The sequence below is a fragment of the Rheinheimera sp. UJ51 genome (assembly GCF_020819615.1).
GTDB classification, from domain to species: Bacteria; Pseudomonadota; Gammaproteobacteria; order Enterobacterales; family Alteromonadaceae; genus Alishewanella; species Alishewanella maricola.
This window is the reverse complement of record NZ_JAJHOG010000011.1, coordinates 56,625-82,321: the sequence shown is the minus strand read 5'-3', so window position 1 is coordinate 82,321 and position 25,697 is coordinate 56,625. Positions and strand designations below refer to the sequence as shown.

General features: G+C 44.0%; 21 protein-coding genes and 1 tRNA gene. 12 read left to right on the top strand and 10 right to left on the bottom strand.

Translation table 11 applies throughout. The features are described 5' to 3' along the window. Positions 1-151: 151 nt before the first annotated feature. Positions 152-889 carry a substrate-binding periplasmic protein gene (locus tag LMJ53_RS13485; RefSeq protein ID WP_229587392.1) on the top strand — a complete coding sequence of 246 codons (738 nt, stop codon included), beginning with the start codon at positions 152-154 and terminating at the stop codon, positions 887-889. A gap of 50 nt (positions 890-939) precedes the next feature. On the opposite strand, the gene LMJ53_RS13480 is transcribed toward LMJ53_RS13485, so the two are convergent. The 5 genes from LMJ53_RS13480 to LMJ53_RS13460 form a co-directional block, all read right to left on the bottom strand. Further along, the gene (locus tag LMJ53_RS13480; RefSeq protein WP_229587390.1) at positions 940-1,902 is read right to left on the bottom strand and encodes a GGDEF domain-containing protein; all 963 of its coding nucleotides are present in this window, start codon (positions 1,900-1,902) and stop codon (positions 940-942) included. Positions 1,903-2,044: 142 nt separating this feature from the next. Continuing rightward, complete coding sequence (locus LMJ53_RS13475) at positions 2,045-2,866, bottom strand: hypothetical protein (protein ID WP_229587389.1); 822 nt, start codon at positions 2,864-2,866, stop codon at positions 2,045-2,047. Then, positions 2,848-3,441, bottom strand: coding sequence for an ATP-binding cassette domain-containing protein (locus LMJ53_RS13470; protein WP_229587387.1), 594 nt, complete (start codon positions 3,439-3,441; stop codon positions 2,848-2,850). The genes LMJ53_RS13475 and LMJ53_RS13470 overlap by 19 nt, the downstream gene beginning before the upstream one ends. 165 nt (positions 3,442-3,606) lie before the next feature. Then, a complete protein-coding gene (locus tag LMJ53_RS13465; RefSeq protein WP_229587378.1) occupies positions 3,607-3,984 on the bottom strand; it encodes a hypothetical protein in 378 nt (125 codons plus the stop codon). Positions 3,985-4,070: 86 nt separating this feature from the next. Continuing rightward, positions 4,071-5,069, bottom strand: a complete 999-nt coding sequence (locus LMJ53_RS13460; RefSeq protein WP_229587376.1) for an SMP-30/gluconolactonase/LRE family protein — start codon at positions 5,067-5,069, stop codon at positions 4,071-4,073. Between the two features lie 331 nt (positions 5,070-5,400). Between LMJ53_RS13460 and LMJ53_RS13455 the strand changes: the two genes are divergently transcribed. Then, complete coding sequence (locus tag LMJ53_RS13455) at positions 5,401-5,868, top strand: Hsp20 family protein (protein WP_229587525.1); 468 nt, start codon at positions 5,401-5,403, stop codon at positions 5,866-5,868. Positions 5,869-5,985: 117 nt separating this feature from the next. Here LMJ53_RS13455 and LMJ53_RS13450 read toward each other — a convergent pair. Further along, positions 5,986-6,072: transfer RNA gene (locus LMJ53_RS13450), tRNA-Leu, on the bottom strand. A gap of 446 nt (positions 6,073-6,518) precedes the next feature. Between LMJ53_RS13450 and LMJ53_RS13445 the strand changes: the two genes are divergently transcribed. Then, the gene (locus tag LMJ53_RS13445; protein ID WP_229587374.1) at positions 6,519-7,022 is read left to right on the top strand and encodes an RDD family protein; all 504 of its coding nucleotides are present in this window, start codon (positions 6,519-6,521) and stop codon (positions 7,020-7,022) included. Here the strand turns inward: LMJ53_RS13445 and lptG are convergent. Next, the gene (gene lptG / locus LMJ53_RS13440) at positions 7,019-8,086 is read right to left on the bottom strand and encodes an LPS export ABC transporter permease LptG (RefSeq protein ID WP_229587372.1); all 1,068 of its coding nucleotides are present in this window, start codon (positions 8,084-8,086) and stop codon (positions 7,019-7,021) included. The genes LMJ53_RS13445 and lptG overlap by 4 nt on opposite strands. A 1-nt stretch (position 8,087) precedes the next feature. Beyond that, on the bottom strand, positions 8,088-9,191 hold the full coding sequence (gene lptF, locus LMJ53_RS13435) for an LPS export ABC transporter permease LptF (RefSeq protein ID WP_229587370.1): 1,104 nt from the start codon (positions 9,189-9,191) through the stop codon (positions 8,088-8,090). 214 nt (positions 9,192-9,405) lie between these two features. Between lptF and pepA the strand changes: the two genes are divergently transcribed. The 7 genes from pepA (at position 9,406) to LMJ53_RS13400 (ending at position 19,134) form a co-directional block, all read left to right on the top strand. After that, positions 9,406-10,914, top strand: a complete 1,509-nt coding sequence (gene pepA, locus LMJ53_RS13430; RefSeq protein ID WP_226751765.1) for a leucyl aminopeptidase — start codon at positions 9,406-9,408, stop codon at positions 10,912-10,914. Continuing rightward, a complete protein-coding gene (locus LMJ53_RS13425) occupies positions 10,914-11,378 on the top strand; it encodes a DNA polymerase III subunit chi (protein ID WP_229587369.1) in 465 nt (154 codons plus the stop codon). The genes pepA and LMJ53_RS13425 overlap by 1 nt, the downstream gene beginning before the upstream one ends. A gap of 17 nt (positions 11,379-11,395) precedes the next feature. Then, positions 11,396-14,254: a valine--tRNA ligase gene (locus LMJ53_RS13420; RefSeq protein WP_229587367.1), complete on the top strand. Its 2,859-nt coding sequence runs from the start codon at positions 11,396-11,398 to the stop codon at positions 14,252-14,254. A 291-nt stretch (positions 14,255-14,545) separates the two neighbouring features. Further along, on the top strand, positions 14,546-16,045 hold the full coding sequence (locus tag LMJ53_RS13415) for a Na+/H+ antiporter NhaC family protein (protein ID WP_229587319.1): 1,500 nt from the start codon (positions 14,546-14,548) through the stop codon (positions 16,043-16,045). A gap of 268 nt (positions 16,046-16,313) precedes the next feature. Beyond that, positions 16,314-16,655 (top strand): PadR family transcriptional regulator, encoded by a 342-nt coding sequence (locus tag LMJ53_RS13410; protein ID WP_226751761.1) that lies wholly within the window; start codon positions 16,314-16,316, stop codon positions 16,653-16,655. A 2-nt stretch (positions 16,656-16,657) separates the two neighbouring features. Then, positions 16,658-17,605 carry an HAAS signaling domain-containing protein gene (locus LMJ53_RS13405; protein ID WP_229587317.1) on the top strand — a complete coding sequence of 316 codons (948 nt, stop codon included), beginning with the start codon at positions 16,658-16,660 and terminating at the stop codon, positions 17,603-17,605. A gap of 440 nt (positions 17,606-18,045) precedes the next feature. Next, complete coding sequence (locus LMJ53_RS13400; protein ID WP_229587315.1) at positions 18,046-19,134, top strand: DUF3083 family protein; 1,089 nt, start codon at positions 18,046-18,048, stop codon at positions 19,132-19,134. A 195-nt stretch (positions 19,135-19,329) separates the two neighbouring features. Here LMJ53_RS13400 and LMJ53_RS13395 read toward each other — a convergent pair whose 3' ends face one another. Together LMJ53_RS13395 and LMJ53_RS13390 are read right to left on the bottom strand one after the other, a co-directional pair. Beyond that, complete coding sequence (locus tag LMJ53_RS13395) at positions 19,330-19,494, bottom strand: PEP-CTERM sorting domain-containing protein (protein WP_229587313.1); 165 nt, start codon at positions 19,492-19,494, stop codon at positions 19,330-19,332. A gap of 93 nt (positions 19,495-19,587) precedes the next feature. Continuing rightward, positions 19,588-21,951 carry a YfaP family protein gene (locus tag LMJ53_RS13390; protein ID WP_229587304.1) on the bottom strand — a complete coding sequence of 788 codons (2,364 nt, stop codon included), beginning with the start codon at positions 21,949-21,951 and terminating at the stop codon, positions 19,588-19,590. Between the two features lie 288 nt (positions 21,952-22,239). Here LMJ53_RS13390 and LMJ53_RS13385 point away from each other — a divergent pair, with 288 nt between their 5' ends. Then, positions 22,240-22,803, top strand: a complete 564-nt coding sequence (locus LMJ53_RS13385) for an ECF-type sigma factor (protein ID WP_229587295.1) — start codon at positions 22,240-22,242, stop codon at positions 22,801-22,803. Next, positions 22,796-25,603, top strand: coding sequence for a serine/threonine protein kinase (locus LMJ53_RS13380; RefSeq protein WP_229587294.1), 2,808 nt, complete (start codon positions 22,796-22,798; stop codon positions 25,601-25,603). The genes LMJ53_RS13385 and LMJ53_RS13380 overlap by 8 nt, the downstream gene beginning before the upstream one ends. The last annotated feature ends 94 nt before the right edge of the window (positions 25,604-25,697 follow it).

The window sequence follows — 25,697 nt, the reverse complement described above, 5'->3', positions numbered from 1 at the left end:
TTAGGAACATAATTGGTGAGATTACTGACTGAGGTCATGCAACTGCCGCAATCTACCACGCAGCAAGGAGCACCGTTTTATGCCGTTCTCTGCTGGTATAACACTATTTATCCACTACACTCCAATGCAGAAAAATAATAAGATGGTGTAAATGACCATCCGTAACATAGCGGTACACAATATGCGCATTGTCCTGATCTGCTTTTTACTGTTAGCTTGGCCCTGCTTTTCGGCTCAGAAAACACTGAAAGTGGCCGTCAATATTGGCCCGCCATGGGCCTTTCAGCCTGCAGGGCAAGAGGTCACCGGCATTGATGTTGAGATATTACGGCATGTATTCCAGCAAATGGGCTACGCCACAGAATTTCACTTATTAGGTTATAGCCGGCTGATTAAAGACTTTAATGAAGGTAAATTTGATGTGGCCAGCCCAGCCGCTTTTGAATCGAATAGCGGTTTTCAAACGCAGCCTTATTTACCTTTTCAAGATGTAGTCGTTTCTCTTCAATCAGAGCAGCAAAAAATCAAACATACCGATGATTTAAAAGGAAAAAGAATTGTTACTTACCAATTCGCTCATGCGGTGCTGGCTGATCAGTTAAGTCATGTTATTCAAGACACAAATTATTTAGAGGTCGCTGATCGGGAATTACAATTAAGATTACTGGTAAATAACCGCACAGATGTGGTGATTGGCGAGCGCCGTTTATTAACACACATTTTCAAGCAATATTACCCGCAAGAGCAATTCTCGATCCATCCTATCTTTGTAGCAAAATCGTATGGTGCGATTATTAAAGACAAACAGTTACAGCTGCAATTTGATCAAGAGCTTACCAAACTGATGGCGTCTGACAAGTATCAACAACTGCTGAAACAGTGGCCTTAAAAACATCCATCGCGGCATAACACCTTCTGCGATGCTAACCCTAAGGCTGCTTAACTAAAACAAACTTGATCTCGACCATTTGTTTTAGCTTGGTACATCATGTCGTCAGCGCGTTGTAATAAACTTTGCGGCGTATCCGTGATTTGGCAGTAAGTAACACCAATGCTAACAGTACAATTAGGCAAAGCCTGTTTAGTCGATTGCTGATTAAGTGCCAACCGGATCCGTTCAGCCAGTTCAACCGCAGGGTCAATGGCGGTATCAGGCAAAATAATCAAAAACTCCTCGCCACCAATTCGGCCAATAAAATCTATTTTTCTAATCTGCTGTTTAAAGCATTCAGCCGCGAATTTAAGTGTTTGATCACCCGTTTGATGGCCATGATCATCATTAATAGCTTTAAAATGATCAAGATCGAGCATCATGATACATAGTGATGACTTTTGCCGCAGGCAACGTAATAACTCAATATCAAGGATGCGCATGATTTCTCGACGATTCGCTAACTCGGTTAGCTCATCCGTGGTAGCCAGCTTTTCTAATTGCGCGGTACGCTTTGCTACTTCTGACTCTAAATGCTGATTGGCTTGTGCTAATTTTTTTTCAGCAAGGGTTAAGGCGACAATTTTTTCTTCGAGATTGCGCTTACTCGGCATCGCTATCGCATAAGGCAATAAATGCCACAGCATAATGGCCGTTGCGATAGAAACTATTCCCGTGAGCGATTTCATGATGCCGTGAATATAGTAGTAACCATGCCAAACATTAACGACGCCCAAAAAATGGGTTGCACCGCAAAAAAATATAAAACAAGCAAACATCAACACGATCCAACTAAACTTTAAGTCATCACGCATTTTAACTAACCGAAGCAATGCCAAAGGGATCAGCATATAAGCCACAAAGGTCATCAAGTCGCCGCCGACATGCAAAATCAGTAAATCTGTACGCCAGAGCAAACAATGACCGTGCGGCATAAAGCTACCGTTAAACAAGTCGTTGATAAATGTCATGTTGAACTCCACTGCCTCACTACGTTATTCAGTTTAGCTAACAATCAACGTTTATGGGGGAGTAATCCTTACACTAACGAGTACGTTCAATATGAACAACTGCCATGCAGCAACTATTAATGCTAGCTATGGCTTAAATTTCTTAACCCAAAAAGAATAATGCCGGCAACAAAAAGCTCAGCCACACTAGGCTTATCGTGGTTATAAAAATGAATTTTTGATGCTGATAGTACTGTATAGACACACTTTGAAAAAACAGGGTATAAACCTTAAATTCGTGCCAGATGAAATGTGTGCAAGCTATGATTAATGGCACAAGCATTATATAACCAATCACCAGAGCACCCATATCAAACAGCAAATTTTGACTGCCTAGTAATAACATGGTCATAGTTAAGCTTACACAGCAACAAACAGTCAGCCGCAACGCAATTCGAGTTAAAGACAAATAAACAAATTTTAAATCGATGGGTAACTGCAATATTACAATGCTAAAGTTAGTTTTGCCCTGTAAATGCCTAACGCTTAGTAAAACTATAAATGTGCTCAAAAGCACCAGTAACAACACGCACCGCAGCACAGTATTAGTTGAGAAGGGAGCATGCACAAACCCGGACACCAACAAAATAAACACAGGAGTGCAGAATTTAAGCTGGCTTTTACAGTATAAATGTTGAAACTGCCAAACGCCGAAGGTATCCATTGCCCAGCAAAAATAACGCTGGTGCACCACAGCAGCATGCAGTTTAAGAAGTCCAAGTACCAGCACAATGAACAAAACCAATGCCAATACAAAGCGGCTATCCAGAATGGGTAATGACAAGGCCCAATAACCAGGTAAAGGAATAAGTAAAAGTACGACTGGCGATATTAGTGCGCCGAGGCCAATTAATACACGATAAAAAACGCTATTATTCGCTCTATGCTCACTAAAAAGACCACGCTCTATCTCGTTAAACTGCATAACCCAGACTCAATACGTAACTCATCTTGTATATGAACTGTAAAACGCTGCTCATGATCAACGATCAGCATAGGCCTGTTATCTTCAAACAAGGCTTGTATCACAAGATCAGCCGTTTCATCATCTAAGCCATTTAGAGGCTCATCTAACAACAACATGTCATGAGTAGAGCTTAAGGCAACTGCAACACGGAGTTTTTGCCTTGTACCAGTGGATAACTTACCAGCTTGAGTTTTTTGGTAGGGCTGTAAAGACAACACTTTCATATAGTGTTCAAACACGTCAGCCTGAATGACTGATTCTTGTAAATATAAATGACTGATTTGTTCTAGGGTTAACATCTCTGGATAATAAATGCAGTCTGACAAAAGACCGATTCGATTTACACCATGAGGATAAAGAATGACGCCTTGATCTGGCTTTTCAAACCTAGCAAGTAACTTAAGAAAAGTGGTTTTACCTGAACCATTTTTACCAGCTAGCCGGATCTTGTGTAATGGTATTTCAACAGAAAGATTAGTTAGCACTGTTTGGTTTCCAAACCGTTTTGAAATATTTTCTACCTGAATCGCCACTAAAACAGCCTCTTACCTAGCTATGACTAAAATTGTTTAATATCCATTGTTTCAGAGTTGAAGTTCAAATATAAATCATCATCATTAATAACCAACAGCAAAAATAATAAATAACCAAAATAATAATTACCTAAGTGTTAACAAAGGCAGTTCAGGCCTCAACTATTAATGCTCTGCTTGCCTTTTATGGCCTAGTACCAACACAATCGCCGAAGAGTTAAATGAAAGCACAAAGACCTTACTCATTAAAATACCTAAGTGATTAAGGCCAGTGATATTAATCAGTGATGCCAGACCGACTAATAACAACACAATAATAAACAATGCAATAAACCGATAACCGCTGATGGCCTGCAGCTTAATTAGTGCTTTCGTAAATATAAAATACGCCAGCAGCACCCCTAGAATGGAAGACGCTATACAGCGTGAAAAAGACAGTATGCCAAAGGGCTGATCGTCGATAAAAAACTCAACAACATAAAACGTCAGCGGCACCACCACCAGCAAGATCCAAAGCCACTGTTTAGTTGAAAGGTTATTCATTTAAAGTTCCAAGGGTTATCACAATGCGACTCTTTAATGGCTGAACTTTTAAAGGTTAGCCAAAATCGATTTTTTTTGTGTTCCGTCTACTGCGGTTTTAGTGCAATACGTAGTAAATAATGGGTGGCAGTAATATATAACCAGCGGTTATCGGCACTTAATGCCACATTAGCAGAGGCGACACCGGTTTGAATAGTACCTAAATGTGCGCCATCAGGTGAAATCACCCAAACACCACCCGGCCCCGTGGCCAATAACACACCTGATGGTAATACTTTCAAACCATCGGGTAAGCCGCGCTGTTGCTGCGCCTGTGCGGTGGCATCCAGGAATAGCTCACCTTCAGCCACACTGCCATCGGCTTGTAATAGATAACGCCACCACTGTGCGGCAGCGCGATCAGAGTTGGCTACGTACAACCATTTACCATCTGCGGAAAACGCTAAGCCATTCGGCCGAGTTAATTGCGTAACCAATAACGTCACTGTGCCATCGGGTGCCAACCGATAAACACCATTTACAGGTTGCTGTTTGTCTGGCGAAGCGTCACCACCGGCTAAACCGTATGGCGGGTCAGTAAAATAGTAGGCTCCGCTACTGTGTTGTACGACATCATTCGGGCTGCTAAATAACTTATCGTTGTAACGCATCGCCAGTGTTTGATATTGCGGCACGCCCTCTTGCATCCCAGTAAATAGCGCTAAACGACGATCGCCATGCTGCGCGATAACAAGCTGCTTATCCGCATTAAAAATCAGGCCATTAGCCCCCTGCTGCCGGTTATTCTCGGGATGTAAACCGGTGTAACCCGATGGCTGCAAAAACAATGTTAAGCCGGCGTGTTCATTCCAACGGTACACTTTATTTTCAGGCACATCAGAAAACACAATATCGCCACTACCCGGCTCTGCAATTGGCCCTTCTGACCAGCTAAAGCCTTCGGCCAATATTTCTAAAGTGGCATCTTCAGCAATAATCTCAGCCAATTGTGGTTGTAGCATCAACACAGGCCTTTGGGGCAGTGGTGTCGTTTGTGCCAAAACCGCCGGCGTTAACAAGGCTAAAAGTAGCATTCGAAGCAGCATGGTAGATCCTCAAGATTAAACAGCTTGGTTAAGGCTAGCAGCAGTTTCACTAAACCCCTAGCTAAGAAATAACTTTAAACGGCATTTTACCCTGCAACTTAATCATTCGGCTTTAATACTACAGCAGCACGTTACGAAACCGCTTTCATAAGCACCGCCAACAAAAAATGTTTAACTCTAAGCTTGAAAAAACCAACCGTGACCTTATTTATTTAACAAGGTGGCCGGATACGGCACCTTGAATGAAACCGACAGCCGCTGTGCTGTTAACCCTAACGCCCGTTCAATTGAAGGGCAAAAAAACTACCTGTTTGCTGAAGAGGAATTGGTTATGACAAACATCGACTTAGCACCATTTTACCGTTCATTTATTGGCTTTGATCACTTAGCGAATTTAATGGATGCCGCAGCGCGTAATGAAAAACAACCTGCCTACCCACCTTACAATATTGAAATTACCGGCGAAGATCAGTACCGCATTACTATGGCGGTAGCAGGCTTCGACGAGCAAGAAATGAGTATTGAGACCGAACATAATACGTTACTGGTTAAAGGGCAAAAAGCCGGTAAAGAAGAAGGCCGTCGCTTTGTGCACCAAGGCATCGCCGAGCGTAACTTTGAACGTAAATTTCAATTATCCGATTACATTAAGGTAACCGGCGCCCACATGGCGCATGGCCTGCTGCATATCGAGCTAGTACGCGAAGTACCCGAAGCGTTAAAGCCGCGTAAAATCAGCATTGGCAACAGCACTAGCCAAGTGCAAAACGAGCTATTAAAAGCCCAAAACGTGGCTTGAACTAACTAAAGAACAGAAAAAGCCCTGACTTATCAGGGCTTTTTGCTTTCTGTAAAAAAGATTTAAAGCGAAGCGCTTAAAACAAAAAACCGCCGATAAAGGCGGTTTCTTTAAATTTGGTGCCTAGGGTCGGACTCGAACCGACACGGAGTTTCCCCCGGCGGATTTTGAATCCGCTGCGTCTACCGATTTCGCCACCCAGGCATTGAGAGGACTTGCAAACAGTATGCAGCTTGGCAACTGTTTTCAAAACTTTTGAACTGTAGACGTTTCAAAAGCTGAAAGACCTAATTTTAAAGCCTAACGGTAAAGTTAACTAACCTGTACAAGGCTTTAAATTAAAGTTCTCGCATTATACGATGCGCGGCTGACTGTGCAAGTGCTTTATGCGGTTTATTGTATAAGCCTGATGCATTTGCTTATTTTTACAGCAAGATTGTAACCGAGTGACTAAGCATCCTAAAGATTGCACGCCAACATACACTTAAGTGCCACTGGCGGCTGATGCAATCTTGTCAGCACAAGGCTCGGTAAAAAGCCGTTCATCTGTGCACACTCGCTAAAAAGCGACCGACTAAATAAACGCTCGTCTTTAGCTTGCTTTCAGTGTCATGCTAAACTTGCGAATTCAGTTTAAAAGGAAACCCGATATGTACGCTAATGCGCCAAGAGCGGGCTTTGCCCGTCGTCTCTCTGCGATTATTTATGATGTTTTAATCTTATGCGCGTTGGTGATGCTGGCAGCAGGGGTCGCCATGTTATTGGTGCAACTGCTGGTATGGGGTGCCGTTGTGTCGATTGAAGGCTATGCTGACATTGCCGATTATTTAAATAGTAGTTGGCGTCGCTGGGTCTACCTTGGCTATTTTGTTGCCATCATATTAGGCTTTTATGTGTACTTTTGGTCTAAAGCGGGGCAAACCTTAGGCATGCGCGCTTGGCGCATGCTATTGGTAACAGATGCTGGCGAACCTTTATCGCTGCTACAAGCGTTAAGTCGTGCCTTGTTATCGCTAGGCGGCTTAGGAAATATTTGGTTATGGTTGCGTTGGGGTAAAGGTTTGGCTCTGCAAGATCAGTTTACGGGCACACAAATGATCGTATTAACCAAAGAGCAAAGCAAAGCGCTGAATCTACACGACACAGCGCGTTAAACTTTTTGGCGCATAAAGTACAGCGAGATCCCGATAAACAATAAACTGGGTATCGCTGCACCGGCTAAGGGCGGTAGTTGATAGACGAGCGCTAAAGGCCCGAACACTTCATTACTCATGTAAAAGCCAAAGCCCGTTAAGATCCCCAATAACACCCGCGCGGCCATGGTAACGCTACGTAGCGGACCAAATATAAACGATAATGCCAATAACAGCATAGCCCCCACCGTAACCGGCTGCAGTACCTTACGCCAATAGGCTAATTGGTAACGGCTGGCGTCTTGGCCATTTTGTTGCAAATAATCGACATACTCCATTAAACCTTGCAGCGATAGCATTTCAGGCTTAACCGTTACCACGCCGAGTTTTTCAGGGGTAAGGGTGGAACGCCAACGTTGGCTTTCTGCTTCAACGCGAATAATTTGCTCAGGCGTAAAATTTAACGCGGTAACCTGCTGTAAACGCCAAGCATCCTCGATGTATACCGCACTGATTGCCGTGATTTTTTGCTGCAAAGCCAGGTTTTCGTCAAATTGGTAAATGGTTAATTCTTGTAAGTTACCAACATCATCGACTTCTTTGATATTAACAAAACTATCGCCATCTTTCGCCCAAACGCCTTGGCGGGCCGCAAATAAGTTACCGTCAGAAATCGCTTTTATGCGCAGCTCTCGTGCCGCACGATCACTGACCGGCGCGCCCCATTCTGCAATAGCCATCATCACTAACACCATCAATACCGCTGACTTCATCACCGAACTGATAATATTTAAACGCGATAAACCCGCCGCCTGCATCACCACTAATTCGCTGTTACTGGCCAACATGCCCAGGCCAATTAACCCGCCAATCAGTGCTGCCATTGGAAAGAAAATCACCACATCACCCGGTACGCTGTACAAGGTAAACAAGGCGGCATGCACCATATCGTAATAACCGCGACCAATAGAGCGCATTTGATCGATAAAACGAAACATGGATGACAGACCAATTAACACAGTAAGCGTAAGCACACTGGTCATTAAAATAGTGCGGCCAATATAGAGATCGAGAATTTTCAGCATCTTAACGTCCTGCTAGCCATGCTCGAACCCGCTGAGCACTGGAGCGATTTCGTAAAATTAACACGGTACCCACTGTCAGCCCAAGTAGATGTAACCACCACATACCCCACTCTGCGGGTATCTTGCCATCTTCAATTGCCGAGCGCGCAATAATCATCAAGGCGTAATAGCCTAAATAAAGTAATAAGGCTGGCAGTAAACGACCAAACTTGCCTTGGCGTGGATTAACTCGAGCTAAGGGCACAGCAATGAGCGTAAGGATCGGAATAGACAATGGGATAGCAATGCGCCAATGCCATTCGGCAGCCGCTTCGGCGTTATTTTCTTGTAATAACGCTGGGGTGCTAAGACTGCCTAATTTACGGCGGCGCTGTTCTACTTCTTGTTCACGAATTTGCATCAGGTAACTGCCAAACTCGGTGATCTCGTAGGCCGCAGTTTGGCTATCACCGGCATAGCGGCGGCCTTGTTGCAACTGCAACATCTGCGCGCCGGTTTGCGGATCTTCTTTTACTGCACCGCTTTGTGCATAAACAATAGCATGGCCAGGGTTCGCCGGATTATCACTGCTTTGCGCCACAAACACCTTAGATAGCTCATTACCCGAACGACTGACATCTTGCACAAAAATCACGGCTTTTTCATTTGAGGTATGCTGAAAACGCCCCGGTACCAACGAAAAAAGCCCCGCATCCGATTCAGCACGTTCCAGTAAGGTATATTCTTGCTCTGTAGCCCATGGGCTCAGATACAGCGTTACCGCACCGGCTAACAGCGCCATCACGAGCGATAACAATAAAGTGAGACGAGTGATATACCATTCACTAACGCCGGTAGCATGCAACACCGTCATTTCACTATCGGCATAAATGCGGCCATAAGCGACTAAAATGCCTAAAAAGGCACTCAACGGCAGGATAATCACCGCTAATTGCGGCAATTTCAGCGCAACAATACTCATGACCAATTGGCCCGGTATTTCACCTTCAGAGGCATCAGCCAAAATCTTTACAAAACGTTGGCTAATGATGATGGTGGTCAAAATCAGAAAGACAGCTAACTGAGAGCGAAAAACTTCACCAATCAGATAACGAAAAATAATCAAAATGCCCCCTAAAAACCTGTCTTTTCACTGGAAAGCTGGTCATTTTTCAGTAAACTTGGTATTTATAGCAATTATTATCGGGCAAAGCGGCTTAAAATCCGAGCTTTTTTATTTATTCTCGGTAAAATTCATTATCACTTTGTAGTCTGCTACTGCCCGCAGTACTTTAATTAGCGACTTATAGTAGCATAGTCTCTTAGAATCAGGAGTAAACATGGAGTTCAGCGTAAAAAGCGGAAGTCCCGAAAAACAACGTAGTGCTTGCATCGTTGTTGGTGTCTATGAACCGCGTCGCCTCTCTGCAGTAGCAGAGCAATTAGATAAAATCAGCGAAGGCTATATCAGCAATTTGCTTCGCCGTGGTGATTTAGAAGGCAAACCAGGGCAGATGCTGTTACTGCACCATGTTCCGAATGTACTAAGCGAGCGAGTGCTATTAGTGGGCTGTGGTAAAGAGCGTGAGCTAGACGAGCGCCAGTACCGGCAAATTATCGCCAAAACCATTAGCACCTTGAACGAAACCGGCTCAATGGAAGCCGTTTGCTTTTTATCTGAATTGCATGTGAAAGGTCGTGATACCTACTGGAAAGTGCGTCATGCCGTTGAAACCACACAAGATTGCCTCTATGTGTTTGATCGTTTAAAAAGCAAAAAAGATGAAACACGCCGCCCGCTACGTAAAATTGTGTTTAACGTACCCACCCGTCGCGATCTGACCATTGGTGAACGTGCGGTAGACCATGGTTTAGCCATTGCTGCCGGTATCAAACAATGTAAAGACGTGGGCAACATGCCTCCGAATATCTGCACACCGGTTTACCTTGCGGAACAGGCCTCTGCCTTACAAAGCCTGTCTGACAAAGTCAGTGTTGAAGTACTGGGTGTAGAGGAAATGAGCGCCCTTGGGATGAACTCTTACTTAGCGGTTGGCCGAGGTTCGGTTAACCAGCCACGTATGTCTGTGATTAAATACAATGGTGCCGGTAACGACAGCGCGCCTGTGGTATTAATTGGTAAAGGTTTAACCTTCGACTCGGGTGGTATTAGCTTAAAACCGGGCGATGGCATGGACGAAATGAAGTTTGATATGTGCGGCGCCGCCTCGGTGTTTGGTACCATGCACGCCGTGATCAACTTACAATTGCCGATTAATATCGTGGCGGTGTTAGCCGCCGCTGAAAACATGCCGGATGCCAATGCTTATCGGCCGGGTGATATTCTTACTACGATGTCTGGGCAAACGGTTGAAGTATTAAATACCGACGCCGAAGGCCGTTTAGTATTGTGTGATGCACTCACTTACGTTGAACGCTTCGACCCAGAGCTGGTGATTGATGTGGCCACTTTAACCGGTGCTTGTGTGATTGCACTGGGCAAACACGCTTCTGGCTTACTGAGTAACCACAACCCGCTTGCCCATGAAATCCTCAATGCTTCAGAGCAAAGCGGTGACCGTGCTTGGCGTTTACCGCTGTGGGATGAATATCAAGATCAACTGGAAAGCCCTTTTGCCGACTTCAGCAACTTAGGGGGGCGTGCAGCCGGTACTATTACCGCAGCCTGCTTCCTGTCTCGCTTTACCCGCAAATATAACTGGGCACACCTTGATATTGCCGGAACGGCCTGGCGCAGTGGTGGTAAAGATAAAGGCTCTACCGGTCGTCCGGTCGCGTTGTTAACGCAGTTTCTGATTAACCGTACGGGCAACAATCAGGATCATTAATGACTGTTACGTTTTATGTGCTGGCTGAGCCTGATGGCTCAGCTGAACACACCGCAATCTCAAATGAGCTGTCGCCTGCGCCAGCTCATTTTGCTTTTGCTTGTCAGCTTTGTGCAGATTTGTACCGCGCCAATCAACGCGTTTTTGTATATACTGCCGATCAACAGATGGCCGAACAGTTAGATGAATTACTCTGGCAGTTTGATGCGGAACGTTTTGTGCCGCATAACCTCAGTGGTGAAGGCCCCGCGCGTGGCGCACCCATTGAGATTGGCTGGCAAGCACCACGACAAAGTCGTCAGGTGTTAATCAATTTAACCGACAACATGCCGGAATTTGCCCGGCGTTTTGCGCGTGTAATCGAATTTGTTCCGGCAGAGGCGTCGTTAAAAGCGCAAGCCCGGGAACGTTACAAACAATATCGTCAAGCTGGCATCACGCCTGAAACCGTGCAAGCCGACTGAATTTACAGGTATCTCTGATGGAAAAAACCTTCAACCCAAGCGAAATAGAACAGGCCATGTATCAGGCCTGGGAAAGCAAAGGCTATTTTAAACCGAACGGTGATGACCGTGCAGGTAATAACTATTGCATCATGATCCCGCCACCAAACGTGACTGGCAGCCTGCATATGGGGCATGCCTTCCAGCAAACCATTATGGATGCGCTAACACGTTACCAACGCATGCAAGGTAAAAATACCTTGTGGCAGGTGGGCAGTGATCACGCCGGTATCGCCACGCAAATGGTGGTTGAACGCAAGTTAGCCGCAGAAGGTTTGCCAGGCCGCCATGAGCTTGGCCGTGACAAATTTATTGAAAAAATCTGGGAGTGGAAAGCCGAATCAGGTGGCACCATCACCTCGCAAATGCGCCGTTTAGGCAACTCGGTAGACTGGGATCGTGAACGTTTTACCATGGATGCCGGTTTATCCAATGCCGTGCAAGAAGTGTTTGTGCGTTTATACGAAGATGATCTGATCTACCGTGGTAAGCGCTTAGTGAACTGGGATCCGAAACTGCACACGGCTATCTCTGATTTAGAAGTTGAAAACAAAGATCAGAAAGGCCAAATGTGGCACTTGCGCTATCCGTTAGCCGACGGCGCCATGACCGCTGAAGGCAAAACTTACCTAGTGGTCGCCACCACACGCCCAGAAACCATGTTGGGTGATACCGGTGTTGCAGTAAACCCAGACGATCCACGTTATCAAGCGCTGATCGGCAAAGAGATCCTGTTGCCTTTAGTTAATCGCCGCATCCCAATTGTCGCCGACGACCATGCCGATATGGAAAAAGGCACGGGTTGCGTCAAAATCACCCCAGCACATGACTTCAACGATTATGAAGTGGGTAAACGTCATCAATTGCCGATGATCAACATTCTGACTCTCGATGCCATGATCCGCAGCGAAGGCGAATGTTTTTTCACTAATGGTGAAGTTAACCCAGCGCTCAGCGCGCCTATTCCTGCCGAGTTTCAACAGCTAGAACGTTATGCCGCACGTAAAGCCATTGTTGCGGCTTTTGATGCCGCGGGTTTGCTGGAAAAGGTGGAAGATCATAACAATACCCTGCCCTACGGCGATCGTAGCGGCGTGGTGATTGAGCCGATGCTGACCGATCAATGGTATGTGCGCGCTGCACCCCTGGCGAAAACCGCAGTAGAAGCGGTAGAAAGCGGTCAAATTCAGTTTGTACCAAAACAATACGAAAATATGTATTACAGCTGGATGCGCGATATTCAAGATTGGTGTATCTCGCGTCAACTCTGGTGGGGCCATCGTATTCCCGCTTGGTACGACGCCGACGGTAAAGTCTATGTTGGCCGTAACGAAGCCGAAGTTCGCGCTAAATATCAACTGGCTGACAGCATAACACTACAACAAGATAACGATGTATTAGATACCTGGTTTAGCTCCGCGTTGTGGACCTTCTCTACGCTTGGCTGGCCAGAGCAAACCGACGATTTAAAAACCTTTCATCCGACCGATGTGTTGGTAACTGGTTTTGACATTATTTTCTTCTGGGTAGCACGCATGATCATGATGACCATGCACTTTATCAAAGATGAACAAGGCCAACCGCAAGTACCGTTTAAAACGGTCTATGTTACCGGCCTGATCCGCGATGAAAGCGGCGATAAAATGTCGAAATCCAAAGGCAACGTTATCGATCCATTAGACATGATTGACGGTATTAGCCTGGAAGATTTATTAGCCAAGCGCACCAGTAATATGATGCAGCCGCAATTAGCGAAGAAAATTGCTGATCGCACCACGAAACAATTCCCTGAAGGCATCCCCAGCAGCGGCACTGACGCTGTGCGCTTTACTTTAGCCACGTTAGCCTCAACCGGTCGTGATATTAACTGGGATATGAAGCGCTTAGAAGGTTACCGTAACTTCTGCAATAAATTGTGGAACGCTAGCCGCTATGTGCTGATGAATACCGAAGAGCAAGATTGCGGTTTTGGCACTGCAGAGAAAACCCTGTCGCTGGCCGACAAATGGATCTTGGCGCAGTATCAACAAACGGTGAAACAAGTGCGGCATTACTTTGATACCTACCGCTTTGACTTAGCCGCTACGGCCTTGTATGAATTTACTTGGAATCAGTTCTGTGACTGGTATTTAGAACTGACTAAGCCGATTTTATTTAAAGGTAATGAAGCGGAACAACGTGGTACGCGCCACACCTTGATCACGGTGCTCGAAAGTTTACTGCGTTTAATGCACCCGATCATGCCGTTCATCACCGAAAGCATCTGGCAATCGGTTAAACCGTTGGCCAATATTCAAAGCGACAGCATTATGCTGGCCGCTTACCCTGAGTATCAGGTTGACTTAGTCGATGAAACAGCACAAGCCGATCTAGAATGGCTAAAAGCCGTGATCACCGCTATCCGTAACGTGCGTGGTGAAATGAACATTTCGCCGAATAAGCCCTTAACGGTTTTATTACGTAACATTTCTCCCGAAGAACAGCGCCGTATTGATCAGAACCGTAACTTCCTATTAGTAATGGCAAAACTGGAAAGCTTGGAGTTGTTAGCGCCTGAGCAAAAAGCGCCTGCCAGCGCCGCACAGTTAATTGGCAATATGGATCTGCTGATCCCGATGGCCGGTTTAATTGATAAAGAAGCCGAATTAGGCCGAATTGCTAAGCAGCTGGAAAAAACCGAGCAAGAGCTGTCTCGTGTTGCCGGTAAGCTAAACAACGAAGGCTTTGTTGCCAAAGCACCAGAGGCGGTTTTAGCAAAAGAGCGCGCCAAACAAGCTGAGCTAGAGCAAGCCGTTGCCAAGTTAAAGCTGCAACAAGCCGAGATCGCTGCGATTTAAGCAACACAGTTAACATGTTAAGTAATACCCACGGCCAGTAACTGGCCGTGGGTATTTTTTTGTTAGCGCCGGTAATTGTACAAGCGCGAGTTTTTGTTATCATGCACAGGTTTGTTTGTATCCTGAACAAACACAATTAGCGTGCTCAGGTAAGAAAGCTTTTACGGTAAGTTTTTCAAGCCACAGCTAATGCTCGCACTGTGACTATCGCTCCGTTGAGTTGTCCATTCTGCTGCAACGGTTCAATACCTTTTTTGCCGGTAAGCCGGACTTTTATACGAGAATAAAAATATGTCAGCAGAAGATACCTTAGGGAGTTTGGCCGAGCCTGTTGCAGCGGCGGTCGAAGCGGCCGCCATTGCGCCAAGTGCGATAAGTTTAATCCCACCTCTTGTTGTTCTAGCCTTTGCCATCTGGTTAAAGCGCCCCATTTTGGCGCTGGTGCTAGGTGCTGCGTCAGGTCTATTATTAATTGGCTCACCACTCGACGCGCTATTTAATTTAGGCGAAACATCTGTTCGCGTGATGCAAGATGAAACCATCGGTTGGCTCATTTTAGTTTGCGGTGGCTTTGGTGCGTTAATTGCGCTGTTGGTGCATACCGGTGGGGCCTTTGCCTTTGGCCGCATGGCGCAGCAATATGCTAAAGGCCGTAAACCGTCCCTGTTCATGACCTACCTATTAGGTTTAATTATTTTTATTGATGATTACCTAAATGCCCTGACTGTCGGTGAAACCATGAAACGGTTAACCGATAAATATAAAGTGTCACGCGAAATGCTGGCCTATGTGGTCGATTCCACCGCAGCCCCCATGTGTGTGTTAGTACCGATCTCAACCTGGGCTATTTTCTTCGGGGGCTTATTAGTTGCCAACGATATTGCGCCGGCTAGCGATCCGAATGGTATTAAAACCTATATCGCGGCCATTCCTTACATGATCTATGCCTGGTTAGCGCTGTTGTTAGTGCCGTTGGTTATTTTAGGCATAGTGCCCTTAGTTGGCCCAATGAAAAAAGCCGAGTTAGCCGCGATGCAAGCAGTGAATGCCCCGGTGGACAGCGTGGTCAGTGCCAAAGCACTCGCCAGCAGTGAAGCTAATCACGCCACGGCTACCGGTCAACCACATACGGGTTTTGCCGTAGCATCGTTAGAAGAAGAATTTGATCATGCCGATAAGAACGACGGCAAGTTGATGAACTTCTTATTACCGATGTTGATGCTGATTGGTTTTACCATTTGGTTTGAAGCGGAAATTTGGCCTGCGCTCATTCTAACGTTTATTATCACCATTCCGATGTACATGGCGCAGCGTTTAATGCCGTTTGTGGATATGATGGAGCTAATGATGCATGGTTTTAAAACCATGCTACCGGCTATTTGTACCGTTATCGCCGCCTTTACCTTTAAAGATGTTTGCGATCAACTCGGCTTACCGCTGTATGTGATTGAGAATTTAGCCCCCTACATGACAGCACAAATGCTCCCTGCCTTAGTGTTCGTCGCGATGGCAGTATTAGCTTTTGTCACGGGTTCAAGCTGGGGCATCTTCGCGGTATCAATCCCTATCGTTATGCCATTAGCGATGACTGTCGAGGCGAATATCCCACTGGTGATCGGCGCTCTGCTCTCAGCCAGCTCGTTTGGTAGCCAAGCCTGTTTCTACAGTGACTCTACCGTACTGGCCGCACAAGGCTCAGGCTGTAATTTGATGAGCCACGCGCTAACGCAGTTCCCTTATGCGCTAATGGCCGCCATTGCTGCGTTCTTTGGGTTTATCTTACTGGCGTAGGTTTTGACCCAGGCAAAAAACCATAAGGGCGCGTAAAGCGCCTTTATTGTTTTATATTATGTCTATTTCAGTCGCCAGCAAACTCGCAAATACCCTTACACAAACCCAATAATGGCCGATTATAGCGTCACGCAATGGCTGCGCTTATTAAGCAAAGTATAAAAATAAAATCACTTGCAATCTTACTGTGCGCCACCTAGTATATTAACTGTGTACCGCACAGTATGTGCCGTACAGTATCGCCGACATCAACAGAAGGAGTAAGCAGATGACCTTGGCACAACGCGATAAAATGCGCCTAGAGTTACGCCGTGGCGTGCTGGTGTTGGCAGTATTAGCTTCACTAAAACAGGCGCACTATGGCTATTCACTGCGGCAACAGTTACAGCAAGGCGGCATCGACATTGATGAAGGCACCTTATATCCGTTGATCCGGCGGCTAGCTGAGCAAGGTCTACTAGAAAGCGAATGGCAGCAAGCAGAGGGGCGTGAGCGACGTTATTACAAGTTGTCTGCCTTGGGTGCGACCTTGTTACAACAGCTAACGCAAGAGTGGCAAAACCTCAATGGCGCACTGGCTAACTTATTGGTTACTGAGAAGGAGAAATAGTCATGGACTTAGTCACTCGATATATTGCTGCGGTGCAGCGCGAGCTACCGGCGGCGAAACGCGAAGAAATTGCGAGAGAGTTGCAGGCCAATATTATGGATGAACTGGATGCGATAACGGCAGCGCAAGGTGCCTTAAGCGACGCAGATATCAGCCAACTGTTAAAGCAAATGGGCCATCCGCGACAAGTTGCCAGACAGTTTGTACCTGAGCAGCCATTCATTAACGCCAGTTATATGCCCATTTATCGCTATACCTTAACGCTAGTACTCGGGATCTTGTTTTTGATCCAAGTGGTCAAGAGCACTTTTGGCTGGTTATCCTACGCTGATGTCGGTTTGATTAGCTTAGTGTTCAGTATCGCGGCAGGGTGGATTGATGATGCTTGCTTTGCTTTTACTGCCATTACCCTAGGTTATTTTGTCATTTCCAAACAAACCCCTGAACCAGAGCAGCACTGCTGGCAAAACTGGCAGCCGGAAAATTTACCTAGCGCGGGCTTTAGCTGGCAGACGATAGCACTACAAGATATTTTTACTGATTTGGCGAGTTATTTATTTTTACTGGTGGTCATATTTTACCCACTGTGGCAAGTTGTGGCGCTAGCAGAAACCCCTAGCGTATTGCTCAGCAACGAGGTAAAAACATTGCTACTGTGGTGTACACCTTTGTTGCTCGCGGGTATCTGCAATAGCCTATGGCAATTAAAGCAGCGTATTTGGCAGAAAGCGCTATTGCAGGCGAATATTATCATCAACGCTTTGTTTACCTTGGTAATTCTGTATTTGGCAATGATGTCGCCTTTTTTGCAAATCACCGAGCAGCCTTTGCTTGGCACGCTTAGCTCGGCGCAACTTGAACGTACAATAACGATAAGCTTAGTCGTGCTAGCGTTATTTCCGGCATGGGAAGTGCTACGTGATAGTTGGCGCTGGCGTCAGTTAAGCTAAAGTGATGCTTAACAAAAACAGTGCGCTCCTGTCATGCTGATCAACGGACGCTAGCCAAATTAAAGGTGTAAACCATTTAGGTTCTAGTTTAGGGGTGCAGCAAAACCTGCTCACTTCATGCAGATGAGCTTTCAACCGCTGAAAAGCTCATCTGCGGTTTGCCACATCACATAAGCTTTTACTTGCTGTAAAGAATAAATACAAAACCATTTCGCAGATATTGATATTAGTGCAAATCTCAATGGAAACACGCACCGCTAAACAAGGCAAAATACGGCCAAGATAGATGGATATCGAGTAAATTGCGGAGCCTTCATGGATACTTTAAATTAAGCTGAATTTAACCTTAATAAGCTTAAAATAATTACATTAAACATTTCTATATTAACATTGTATTTCTGGTAAAATTGCCGCTAATTTATACACCTGAGGAAACACCTATGCCTGTAAGCTCGCAACACAAAGTTTATTTACCAGCTGAAGCCCGAGATAACCAATATCTCTTAGCTGAATTTGCGTTAACAGACGAACTACTCGCGGCCTTTCCTGCTAGCAACCCAGCAAAACCGTTTGAACAGCTTTATCAGCAATTGTCACAGCAGTTTTTTGAACTGGCGGATGCGGCACAGCTACACAATGTACACCTGATTGCTAATGGTAAAACCCCAGTGGTGCGCTTTCACCAGGAAGCTTACGTATTACAAACCACTGAACAAATTTTATTTTTCTATAACCCAAGCTATCACGAAGCACAGCATAGCTTTTATGATGCCAGCATCCGAGCACGAAAAATTTCTTTATTATTTTTAGCCACCGACCAGCCATTACGCGCCAACGCTGCAACGTTCCACCAAAAAGTCACGACAGTACTACAACAACTGCTGGCTAAGTTAAAAATGACTGAGACAAAAGTAAAAGTGCGTGACCATCAGCATCTTACTTATGATTTGTTTGCCAAGGCCAAAGGCCAGAAAGAAAGTTACGGCTACAAATTACGTTCAATTGGTGCGCGCTATAAAGCACGGCAATGTGAACTGCCCGCGCATAATGCGCTTACCTATGTCATCGTCAACTTACCGTTAAGCCGGCGCTTAAAAGAGCAAGTCGCATTGAATTTACAGAGTGATGCGCCCTACCTGCCGCTTTATCAAAAAGTCAGTGATAGCTTTGTCAGCGCCTGTCAGCCCGAGCAATTCAAACATTTAGCCGTGCTGGCTAATGGTTTGTTACCCTTGGTGCGAAATAGTCAATTTGATAAAAGCAGCCATGGCACAGAGTTGCAGATGATTGGTTTTGATCCGAGCGCGCAAGCAGGTCAACTGATCAGCGATTTGCAAGGCGATAAGCTAGTAGAAATGATGCAATTGGTGATTTTTGCCACCCCAGCCGATCAAACCGATATGGGTTATGGCCGCTTTATGAATCAGGTAGAAGCGGTATTACATCGCTTTGCCAAAAGCTTAGCACTGCAACCCGAGCGTGATGATCTGACCGTGCGTTTTCATCAGCATATTAGTTATCATCTATAAAGATCTTAAGCTCATAGTGGAAATAAAAGCATAATGGTGCTTAGTTCACCATTATGCTTTTAATTTATATTTTCAAAGAAACTAGAAACAAAAATCTAAAGACTCAACTGCATTTATCTAGAACAAACTTTTATAAGTTTTCATATTTTCCAACTAAATTATCTAAGAAGATACTTTTTGTCGCTTTTAAAAAACCTATTGGCGATTTTGAAATTGCCTTAAAGCTAAAAGTGATAAACCAAATAGAGCAAATGTTGATGGAGCGGGCACTTGTGTACTCCCCTCTCCCGTATCGACTATCAGTGCAGCATTAGCAGAGCCACATACTAAAGATAATATTACTATTATTAAATTTTTCATTAATATACCCTTATAACAACAATCACTAAAGTACTGACTATAATAATCATTCAGCGCAAGCGTCTATTCTTGCGCTGAACCTTCACATAGCTCTTACTCGATATATTGTTTTATCGGCAATTCACTTGGCGTAGATGATGGAGTTACATCAGTTACATCGTTGTCATTGACACGTACGTAACGATTAACAGGAATTATTTGTACATCACCTTCATCATTTACTTCAACTTCAAATACTAACCAGGCATTGAGTGAGCTTCTTGTGTCTTGATCCTCAGAAGGTGAGAACACAAAACGTTCACCATTGATGACCACTTCGACTCGCGTGGGAGATTGGAAAATAGACCCTGTGCCAGAATAATGGTGTACGGAATACATGTAGCGACCTGGTAATGGGAAGCGCGGCACCGTTAAAATTTCAGGACCGAAACCGTTCGTATCATCCACATCAAGAAAAATCGTCTCGTTTTCAACAGTGACAATTCTGTCGGCGAAAAAAACATGAAAACGTTCAGTTAAGCTATTAGCGACTGTCGGCCCTTTGAAATGCGTATCAAGATCTCTTGGATTTTGGCCCCATGACAAGTTAACGGTCATTGCGCCTTTGTTTGAAGTAATACAGTTTTCTAAATCTAGGTCTGTGTTTGCGACCAAGAGCTGAGTGGTATTGCTTTGACCATTGCTATCACGGATGGATAGCAAAACTTGGCTATTGGGTCTGACCGTAATGGTAAATTCACCCGCCGCATTGGTATAAGCTACTGAACGACCGATATAATTCATACCATCAGCAACCATCTTAACTTCAGACATAGGAAGCTGTGAGATATTGTCGATAGCGCAACCCGTAATATTCACTGACTCAAACAAATAATCGGCATTCCAAGTAGAAAAATGATTCACTTCACCTGAATAATAACGGCGGCTCTGTTCATCAAAACTTAAAACAACTTCATCTTCAACAGTCCAAATCCCAGTTTTTTCATTAAAATGGATTAGCGGAATACTTTGTGGTGGATTCACGGCTCGTGATGCCAAAGGAATACGGATTTGAGCACTTTTATTATCAGCAAGTTGTAAAACTTCGCCGTTTTCTGCTTTAAACGCTGCATTTAGTGCACCAAACGATTCAAAAGACGTTTCTTCACCAGAAGCGGGATCAATAGCCAAATAATAACCCGGCATAATAGCGGGATCGGATGAAGCATCGATATTGGTTACAGATGCAGTAACGTCACCGCTATAAATTTGTCCTTGAGTGTCCACAAAGGCACTTGCAGGTAAAGAAATTCGTAATGCTGACACTGGGTCAATCAGTTCTTTAGCTGCCGTGGCTGGAAAGGTCTCTGTGAAACCCACATCCAATAAAGCGACATTTAATCTGGGATTAGGGTTATTTTCTGATGTTCTGAACACATCAGAGCGAGTGACATAATTATCAGCGGAAGCACGAATAACGATCCTTTCCGAGTAACCTAGACCTAAAAGCGCGTAATTACCACGTTCATCAGAGGTCAGTTCTTGTATCAATTCAGGTGTATTATCCTCTCCTGGGACATACACCTCTAGCTTCGCACCTTCAATAGGTAAACCGCTACTATAAACCGTGACCTGACCGCTAACTTCGCCAAATGTTTCACAACTCACTTCGAGTTCAGAAAAATTCGTTTCAAGCGTTAAAGAAGTCGGTAACACTGTGCACTGATGGCCAAGGTAATCAGGTACAGAAAATTGTAACGCGGCGCCCGGCAAAAAAGCCGTGGGTAACGTAAAATTACCCACTTCATTAATTGTAAAATGATAAGTTTGTTCTTGATAGACATATTGTAACGAAGCCGGTCTTGCTAACCCTGCCGCACTGCCACTTACCGTAAGAAGAGGTTGGCATGAAACCTCTACCTCATCAAAATCAGATTGAATAGTAATCGTTGAAGGCGAAATCTCGCACTGTAATGCCGCGTCAGTCGATACAGAGAAACTAAGCGCATTGTTATAGGTAAAATCTGAGCCGATAGTAAAGTTACCCTCTGCGGTTAACTCAAATTGGCCCTCACGACCGCCTTCCACACTATAGTTCAATGTAACAGGTCCAGTTACTCCTGTGGCATTACCACCTACAGTATAGAGCGTGTTAGCACAGCTAATATTGATATTAGAAATATTAGCATTACTAAAGGTACGACTGGCTGCTCCTTCAATAGCACATGTTTGTCCTACGGGCTGACCGGAAACAGTTAAAGTAACGCCATCACCCGCTTTGAAACCAGAGCCTAATGCTGCGGCTCCGTTGACACTAATCGATACTGGGTTGTTATTAACGTTAATTACTACGGTACCATTTAATCCTGCGACATTTCCCGCAAGAGTATATTCGGGGTCAGGACTATCACTGCCACCGCATGCAGAAAGCAAAGCAGCAGATAAAGTGGTTGCTAATATTTTAGATAAATTTTTCAAGACAAACTCCTTTTACAATGAACTCAACTCTTTTACCGCCATCACTGCACGCTAAAGCAGCATTTAACTTTTACTTTTTGAAGTTCAAAGCACAAGGCAACGTATTTTTAAAAAATAACCGTAAAATAAATTCAACCTTAATTCACACCAAACCTAATTTAGCGCTTGCTAACGGCTTATTTTAACGTTAAAAATAAAGGTGTTAGCTTGTGGCACTTCGAAGGCGCTTCAGTGGTTAACATGCAATCACATAATGTTTTAGCTTAAACAAGGATGTTAAGTAGCTATATGGATATCACTTATTTATTACAAGGCTGGCAATACGGTGACAAACAAAAGGAATCACAGCTTTACACTTACTGTTACCAGCAATTTAAAGCCATCGCGCAAAAAGTAAAAACCCAGCACAAACGCAATAAAAGTACGGAATATCAACTTTCTATTGAAGCTTCCTGCAATACCACGCTGTTGGTGAATGAAGCTTACATTCGTTTGGCCACCTCAAAAAAAATAGACGGCTCAACAAAAACTGTTTTTTTTAAAACTTTTGCCCAAGTTATTTATACGATCCTAATCGATCACACCAGAAAACAGCGAGCGCTGAAAAGAGACTTTGTACAAGTTGCAGCAACGACGACAGACGAACAACTACTTTTAGATAAGTTGATTGATATGCAATCACATTTAGAAGATTTAAAGGGCTCTTTCGATCGTCAAGTAGCCGTGTTTCTGTTGAAGTATGCTTGCAAAGTTCCTAATGCCGAAATTGCTGAGATGATGTCGATAAGCCTATCCTCCGTTGAAAAAGATTTACTATTTGTAAAACAACATTTGGCACTCACTTTTGCTTGATACGCTGCAAAACCAACAACTGATACAACATTATCATGCCATAAGCTCACTGTCTGAAGCAGACAGAGAAGCATACATATCAAAGCATATCGATGATAGCTGTCTTGCTGAACACTTACGTCGCTTATTGGCAATAACTGCGCTTGATGTAACAGCCATCTTTAATATGGGTTTTAGCGTATCTGCAGAAGCTATTCCTGCCACTGATTTTATTGGTAAACAGCTTGGCGTTTTTAAACTCACCTCACTGATTGGCGCTGGGGGAATGAGTTCAGTTTTTGCAGGTGTTCGAACCGATGGTGAGTTTGAACAAGATGTTGCAGTAAAAATATTTTCACAATACTTAGCTACTGATGGTGCAAGGCTTAACTTTGAAGCACAGGCTCTTGCATCGTTGTCGCACGATAATATTGTCTCCGTCTATGATGCTGGTAGAACAGAAGATGGTTACATGTACTTAGTGATGCAACGCGTACAAGGACAAACCTTAAACCACTATTTGTTACAGCACTCGCTGAACAAAAAAGCTAAGTTAAAACTATTGTTACAAATATTTTATGCGCTGCTCCATGCGCACTCTAGGCAACTATTACATGCAGACTTAAAACCGCAGAATGTGATGATAGATGACTCAGGCAAACCTTACTTGTTAGATTTTGGTGTTGCTAGGTTATTAGGTGCCACTTCCGTTGCAAAGATGCAAGCTTATATCAGAGGATTATCGCTAGACTATGCAAGCCCTGAGCAAATTAGTGGGGAACATTTAACCACGGCCAGTGATGTTTATAGCGCGGGGAAATTACTCGGCTTCGTATTGGGCCAAGATAGTAATAGTGTGCTTTCTGCTGTCATAGATAAAGCCTGTGCCAAGAATCCGACTGAGCGTTATCGCAGCATGTCTGACATGATAAAAGACCTCGAGTTATATCTTGCTTTTAGCCCTGTGTCTGTGGTTAACAGAAAGCGTTATCATCTAAGATTATTTTTATACCGGCATAGGTTAGCTGTTGGCTTTGCTATTGTTACAATAATACTTTCGTTAACTGCATTTGCTATAGCTTGGCAGTCACATCAAGAGTTGCAAATACAAAAATTGCAGGCTGCCGCCAACCTAGAAGTCGCGCAAAACTTACTCAGCCAAGTTCGGATTGTGACAGGGAATGAATTAGATCGACAGCGGCAGATTATCAGCGCCATCACAAAACTTGACCTTACACGCTTACCAGAACGGCAAGCTGCAAAACTGTTACTGGCATTGGCAGAAGCACAACTTGTACTTGGTGACTACTACACCATGGCGTCTTATGCTCAAAAATTGTTTGATCTAACCCAAAATAAAGCATCATTGCTGCCTTACCATTTAGTTGCACAAAAGATGCTAGTCGAAATGCATGTCCATCAAATTCGTTATGAAGACACAATCTCAGGATTAAATTACATAATTGATGGGCTGAAATCACAAGTGGATTTATCCGAACCCACTTATCAAAAGCTATTGGAATGGGAAATCTACGTAGCGGATGCCATGCTAACGCCTTTCAAATTAAGAATAAGGGACTTATTAGCATCTGCAGGTGGCTTAGATAACTTAAGCTTAGATGCTGAAGTGCATTTAAAGCTGTTAGCCGTGCGTGAATCGACTTATAAACAAAGTGGTGTAAACATTAAAGCACTTCTTAATGAAGCATGGGCCTTAGCAAAACAACCCAACACCTCGATTGTTTTAAAGCTCACCGTACTTGCCAGTAAGGCACAAATTGAAAATGATCTTTATGAATATGGTTCAATAGAATGGGAAAACTCCGAAAAGGACTTTAAAGAACTCGTCGCGACAATATCAGGACATCACCCTTTTAAAGACTACGCTAAAATTTTTTATGATAACCAAATTAGACTAATTGACAGTGAAAGAATTGAACGTGAACGCCTAACACCACTGATTCAATTTTATAGTTACTTAGACCTTTTGCACTCGAGCGAATTTAAAGAGGCCAAGCGTTATCCTAAGTTGCTAGAAAAAATGAGCGAATTAGTGGATCCCCGCTTTGGTGAGCTTTCTTATGATTTACTATCAACTATATTAAAAATTTATGGGCAAATGGGTGAAGCATTTAACTTTTCTAGAATCAACATTAACAATGCTATTTTTAATAGTGGCCAACGCATTAAAGGATTTTATGTTTTTGACCAATGCCACAATTACCAAATTGCAGGACTGCCATCACTAGAAACGTGTCAATTTGCACTAAAATTCCAACAAAAAAATGGCAAGCCTCTGTATTCTAGATATTTTACAACTAAGATGGCTATGCTACCCAGCCTAATTCAATCAAAATCAGAATCAGTATTTGATGTTTTAACACAGCTACTCAACGAGCTAGAACAACTGCCTGAAACGCATTTACATGACACTTACATTGAAAGAACTAAACGCTATCAGATCCAAGCCTTGATTGAGTTCGATCGCTTAAAGGAAGCGCAGCAGCAGCTTACTGAATATCATCAAAAAGGCTATTCACCCAATCATATTAAAGGCAAATTAAACCTTATTTTACTAACGTCTGAACTATATTTTCAGCAAGGAAAAACAGATGAGGCCAAAGCCTTATTAGTAGAAAACAACGGGAAATTTTGCGAATCACTCACGCACAATTACCCATATATGCATAAACTTCGCACGTTGAGAGCTCTGTTTGGAATGGTACCGATTGATAGTTGTACTGATGCTATGAAATTTGAACAAATAGATCCCGAAGGAAAAATAGAAAAAATATTAACGAAACTAATTAATGCGCAGTAGGATAATTTACCATCAGTTATTCGTTAGGCATCTAAAGTCATTAAATAGATTCTTGTTTACTATAAAAGGGCCCTAACTGCGCCCTTTTCCAATT